Below are 2869 nucleotides of genomic sequence, written 5' to 3'. Positions count from 1 at the left end.
CTCCGTTGGAAACGAAGCGAGCGTGACCGAACGCCGGGCGGTCGCGTTGACCTAAGTCAATTTCAGTGGAAATCGCGCGAGGCGATCCTGATTTTCGGCCGGTCGAGGGCCGCCGGGACGGTGCGGCTGGACCGGTGGCGCGTGGCATTGGCCTCGGGCACCGCCACGCGGCGGTCGCCCGGGTCGGTGCGGACCTCGTCGCTGCGACCTGAGGTAAGACGGAACGTCTCGTCGATGTCGCCGATGCGGTCGAGATCGGCCGACCAGTCCCAGAGCTGTTCGGCGACGAGATGGATCACGACATAATCTCCTTCACCCTCGCGCTGTATCTTCCCACGCACGCCGAGCAGGCGCGCGCCCATGACGGTGCGGCGGTGTGCGTCGAACACTCTGGGCCAGACCACGAGGTTGGCGATGCCGTGTTCATCCTCGATGGTGACGAAGACCACGCCCGAGGCGGTGCCCGGCCGCTGCCGCACCAGCACCAGCCCGGCGAGGGTGAAGATGTCGCCATTCTTCGAACCCTCCAGCACTGACGTGCTGGAAATGCCGCGCGCCGAGAGTGTCGGACGCAGCAGGGCCAATGGATGCTTGCGCAGCGACATCGAGAAACTGCCGTAATCGTCCACGACCTGCTCGCCGAGCGTCAGGTCGGGCAGGGTGACGGTCGGTTCGGGATCGGATGTGTAGTCGAGCAACGGCAAGGCAACATCGGAGAAGCCGCGTACCGCCCACAGCACGTCGCGGCGCGAGAGGCCCAGCGACGCAAAGGCATCGGCACGGGCCAGGGCGATGATCTGGCGCTTGGTGAGGCCGGCGCGGCGCCACAGGTCTGCAGGATCGCGATACGGCGTTGCGCGCTGCGCGACCATTCGGTCGACGTCCTTCTCGGAAAGCCCGGCCACCTGGCGCAGCCCGAGACGCAAGGCGCAGCGGTTGTTCTGACTGGGTGGCTCCAGCGTGCAATCCCAGATGCTTGCATTGATATCGGGTGGCCGAACCTCGACGCCGTTGTCGCGAGCATCACGTACGAGCTGCGCCGGTGCATAGAATCCCATGGGCTGGGAATTGAGCAGGGCGGCGGCGAAAACCTCGGGATAGTAATGCTTCACGTACGAGGAGTCGTAGACGAGGATGGCGAAGCTCGCGGCATGGCTTTCGGGGAAGCCGTATTCGCCGAAACCTTCGATTTGCTTGAAGCAGCGTTCGGCGAAATCGCGCTCATAGCCATTCTTCACCATCCCTTCGATGAAGGGAGTCTTGAACTTGTAGATGGTGCCGTTATGGCGGAACGTCGCCATGGCGCGGCGCAGCCTGTCTGCTTCTTCCGGTTCGAAACCTGCGGCGACGATGGCGATCTGCATCGCCTGCTCCTGAAACAGCGGCACCCCCAGCGTCCTTTTCAGGACGGCTTCGAGTTCGGGCTTTGGATAGGTGACGGCATCCGGATTGGCCCGATTCTTCAGATAGGGGTGCACCATGCCGCCCTGGATGGGGCCGGGCCGCACGATCGCCACTTCGACGACGAGATCGTAATATTTGCGCGGCTGCAGGCGCGGCAGCATCGACATCTGCGCCCGGCTTTCGACCTGGAAGACGCCGATCGATTCGCCCCGGCAGAGCATGTCGTAGACTGCCGGGTCCTCGTCTTCCATGCCGATCTCCAGCTTCTGTCCGTAATGCCTTTCGATCAGATCGAAGCTTTTCCGGAGCGCCGTCAACATGCCGAGCGCGAGCACGTCGACTTTGTAGATGCCCAGCACATCGAGATCGTCCTTGTCCCACTCGACGACGGTGCGATCTTCCATGGCGGCGTTCTGGATCGGCACCAGTTCGTCGAGGCGGTCGGCGGTCAGGACGAAGCCGCCGACATGCTGGGAGAGATGACGTGGGAAGCCGCAGAGAGCCGACGACAATTCGAGCGCCAGCATGATGCGCGGGTCGGTGGGATCGAGGCCGGCCTCGCGCACATGGTCGACCTTGATGCCGCTCGACCCCATGCCCCAGACCGTGTCGGCCATCACGCCCACCGTGTCGGGCGAGAGGCCGAGCACCTTGCCGACCTCGCGAATGGCGCTGCGGCTCCTGAAGGAGATCACAGTGGCTGCCAGAGCGGCCCGCGTGCGGCCTTTTTCCCTGTAAATCCACTGGATCACTTCCTCGCGGCGCTCGTGCTCGAAGTCGACGTCGATATCGGGCGGTTCGTCGCGCGCATTCGACAGGAAGCGTTCGAACAGGACTTCAGTCTTGTCGGGGTTCACCGACGTGATGCCGAGGCAATAGCAGACGGCGGAATTGGCGGCCGAGCCGCGACCCTGGCAGAGAATCTTGAGTTCTTTGGCTTTCTGCACGATCTCATGCACCGTCAGGAAGTAGGCGGCGATCCCCTTCGTTCTGATGAGCTCGAATTCGTGCCGGATCGTATTGGCTACCTTGTCCGGAATCTTTTCGGGATAACGCCACTTCGCGCCCTCCCAGGTCAGACGGACGAGCTTGTCCATTGGCGTCTCGCCGCCTTCGTAGACGATGGGATATTGGTAGGTGAGGTCCCGCAGCGAAAAGGTGCAGCGCTTCACGATCTCCTGTGTGGCGACAATGGCGCGCGGATGGCGGCGGAACAGGCGCGCCATCTCCTGCGGCTCCTTGAGATGGCGCTCGGCGCTGGCGAAGCGGCGCAGGCCCAATCCGTCGACGGTGCAGCCGAGCCTGATGGAAGCGACCACGTCCTGCAGCGCCCGGCGCTCGGGCACATGGTAGTGCACGTCGTTGGTGGCGACGAAGCCCACCTTCATTTCCGCGGCGAGATTGTCGAGCAGGGCGAGGCGGCGGGCATCGTCACCGCGGAACAGCATGGTGCCGGCGAGGTAGC

General features: G+C 63.8%; 1 protein-coding gene. It reads right to left on the bottom strand.

Going from position 1 to position 2869, the window contains the following annotated elements:
* Positions 1–62 precede the first annotated feature (62 nt).
* The coding region (locus EPO55_RS13275; RefSeq protein WP_296337353.1) for an error-prone DNA polymerase at positions 63–2869 on the bottom strand (2807 nt) is incomplete at its 5' end.

The organism is Reyranella sp., from assembly GCF_004296935.1.
Lineage (GTDB): Bacteria > Pseudomonadota > Alphaproteobacteria > Reyranellales > Reyranellaceae > Reyranella.
This window is presented reverse-complemented; position numbering and strand designations above follow the sequence as displayed.